The organism is Burkholderia sp. Se-20378, from assembly GCF_017104665.1.
Lineage (GTDB): Bacteria > Pseudomonadota > Gammaproteobacteria > Burkholderiales > Burkholderiaceae > Burkholderia > Burkholderia lata.
Map to the genome: position 1 here is coordinate 1 of NZ_JAAGPG010000779.1, position 2,789 is coordinate 2,789.

Annotated in this window: 4 protein-coding genes; 2 read left to right on the forward strand and 2 right to left on the reverse strand. The window is 69.7% G+C overall.

Annotated features, from left to right (window positions below; translation table 11 throughout):
- A partial coding sequence (locus G3N93_RS37395; protein WP_206135273.1) for a phage tail protein occupies positions 1–663 on the forward strand: 663 nt, incomplete at its 5' end.
- A 208-nt stretch (positions 664–871) separates the two neighbouring features.
- Complete coding sequence (locus G3N93_RS37400; RefSeq protein ID WP_174939739.1) at positions 872–1,897, forward strand: transporter; 1,026 nt, start codon at positions 872–874, stop codon at positions 1,895–1,897.
- A gap of 23 nt (positions 1,898–1,920) precedes the next feature.
- On the opposite strand, the gene G3N93_RS37405 is transcribed toward G3N93_RS37400, so the two are convergent.
- Both G3N93_RS37405 and G3N93_RS37410 read right to left on the reverse strand, forming a co-directional pair.
- Positions 1,921–2,073, reverse strand: a complete 153-nt coding sequence (locus tag G3N93_RS37405; RefSeq protein WP_122944340.1) for a DUF1427 family protein — start codon at positions 2,071–2,073, stop codon at positions 1,921–1,923.
- A 24-nt stretch (positions 2,074–2,097) separates the two neighbouring features.
- On the reverse strand, positions 2,098–2,789 hold a 692-nt coding region (locus G3N93_RS37410), incomplete at its 5' end, for a zinc-binding alcohol dehydrogenase family protein (RefSeq protein ID WP_206135274.1).

The following is a 2,789-nucleotide window of genomic DNA, read 5'->3' on the forward strand; positions in this document are numbered from 1 at the left end:
TCCGCCGTGCAGGTTGCGCAGAATGCCGCGTCCGCTGCGTCCGCTGCGTCCGCCGTGCAACCGGCCACGATCGTCAACGACGACGCGGCATCCCGAACCGTTGCTTCCGCATCGTCCGCTTCCGCCGCGGACACCAGCCGCCTGTCGCGTGCGCTCGCCAATGGTACCGACGACGCATCGGGCGCGGCCACGGCCGGTGCGGCCGCTGCTGCTGCCGCCGCGACGACCAAGACCGCGAAGGCCGACGCCGCGAAGGGCGCGAAGGTCGCCGCGCACAGCAAGGCGGACGCGAAGGCCGATGCAAAGGCCGAGGCCCGCAAGCATCGCAAGGAACAGCAGGCCGAGCTCGCGCAGGCGAAGAAACATCGCGACGCGGCGCCGGTGCGTACCGCGAAGGCGGGCGGGAAGGACGATCCGGATGCGGATCTGCTCGCGGCGCTCGTCGCGCGCACGAAGCCGGCCGACAAGAAACTCGCCGCGCAGAAGACGCAAGCCGTGCCGACCAAGACGGCCGCGACGACCGGCTCGCTGGCATCGCGCGTGAAGGAGTGTTCGGAGCGCGGTTTCTTCGAGGATCAACTGTGCCGCTGGCGCGTCTGCGAGGGTCACTGGGGCAAGGATCCCGCGTGCCCGAGCGCCGCGCAGTCGGAGACGCGGCAGTAACGCGTCTTGCGCGTGTCGACCCGCCGCACCTGCGCCGCCCGTTGGGCGGCGCGTTGTTTTTGGGGGGCACGGAATCGGGCGGTATGATGCGGCGTGACGCTGTCACCGGCGCGTCACGCCCGTCGGGCATACGTCTCCTTTCCTTTTCCGGCGCGGGCGCGCGACCCGTTTTGCGCGGCGCGCCGTGTGCAGCACGACCTTCGACACGATGGACCTGATCGTACAGACTTACGGCGCCGATACGTCCGGCATGGTATGCGGATTCCGCTTCGTTCCGGGCGGATCCGGCGCGACGCTCGATGCCGATTCGGCTGCCTCGTGGCTGCGCACGTGCCGCGAGCACGGTGCCGCGTCGGACGATTTCGTCTGGCTGCACTTCAATCTCGCGCACGGCGCGAGCGAGCGCTGGATGCGTACGCATCTCGGGCTGCCCGACAGCTTCTTCGAATTCCTCCACGAAGGCTCGCGCTCGACGCGGATCGAGCAGGAAGACGGCGCGTTGCGCGCGATCGTCAACGACGTGATGTTCAACCTCGAACTGACGCCGTCGGAGATCGCGACGCTGTTCGTCCATGTCGAGCGGCGCATCATGGTCACCGCGCGGCTCAAGCCGCTGCGCTCGGTCGACACGCTGCGCGCATGCGTGCGCGACGGCGAGCAGTTCCGGTCGCCCGCCGAGCTGCTCGTGCACCTGCTGCGCGACCAGGCCGACCTGCTGATCCAGATCATGCGGCGCACGAGCGTCGACGTCGACCGCATCGAGGATCGCTTCCTGTCGCAGCGGCTCACGTCGAGCCGCATCGAGCTCGGTGCGATGCGCCGCACGCTGACGCGCCTGCAGCGCATGCTCGCGCCCGAGCCCGGGTCGATCTTCCGGCTGCTCGCGAAACCGCCTGCGTGGCTGCATCTGGAAGACGTGCAGGAGCTGCGCGAATCGACCGAAGAGTTCTCGCTGGTGCTGGCCGATCTGGCGGGGCTCAACGAGCGGATCAAGCTGCTGCAGGAAGAGATCGGCTCGCGGCTCGACGAGCAGAACAACCGGACGCTGTTCACACTGACGCTCGTGACCGTGATCGCGCTGCCGATCAACATCGTCGCCGGCTTCTTCGGGATGAACGTCGGCGGCGTGCCGTTCTCGGAGAACAAGCACGGCTTCTGGCTGATGGTGCTGCTCGTCGCGGGTTTCACGGGGCTCGCCGCATGGTGGGCGTTCCGCCGGCGCGACGACCGCTAGGGCCGTCGCGCCGCATCGACGCGTCAGCGCAGCAGCGCGATCGCGCGTTCGCCGATCACCATCCCGAGCAGGCCCACGAGCGCGACGAGCGGCGGGGCCGGCGAGCGCACGTGCAGCAGCGCGTACAGCACGCCGACGCCGAGGCCTACCGCGAGCGAAATCACGTAATCCATCATGGCGGTCTCCCGTGTGGTCCGGCGTCAGGACTTGAGGATGACGCGCTCGCGCGCACCGGCCAGTACCGCGCGATACGCGTCGTGTGCGCGCTCGAGCGGGTACACGTAGTCGTCGCCGATCGGGAACGGGCGCAGCGTGCCGTTGCCGAAGCCGGACGCGAGCGTGTCGAGGATCTGCGCGACCGCGGCGCCGCCGAGCTGCAGCGAATCGACGCCCACGAACGTGTGCTGGCCGCGATAGAACGCGAAGATGTCGAACGGCACGCTGCGGTCGATCGTCGAGATGAAGATCTGCCGCGCGCCGATCGCCATCGATGCGTTCGCCGCTTCGAAGTACGGGCTGCCGACCGTGTTGTAGACGATGTCCGCGCCGTGGCCGCCGGTTGCCGCGCGCACCGCGTCGGCCACTGACTGGCTCGACGCGTCGATCATGCGCACGTCGCCCGATGCATGGCCGCGATAGCCGCCGGCGCTGCGCTCGACGCCGATCACGGTCGCGCCGTGCGCGGTCGTGAGCTGGATCGCGGCCTGGCCGAGCTTGCCGTTCGCACCGAACACGGGCACGACGTCGCCGGCCGTCGGCATGCCGGCACGGCGCAAGCCTTCGTACGCGGTGACGAGCGGCACGCCGACGCCGGCCGCTTCGTCGAGCGTCAGCACGGCGGGCTTGCGGCGCACCAGGGCCGCGGCGAGCACGAGCCATTCCGCATGCGAGC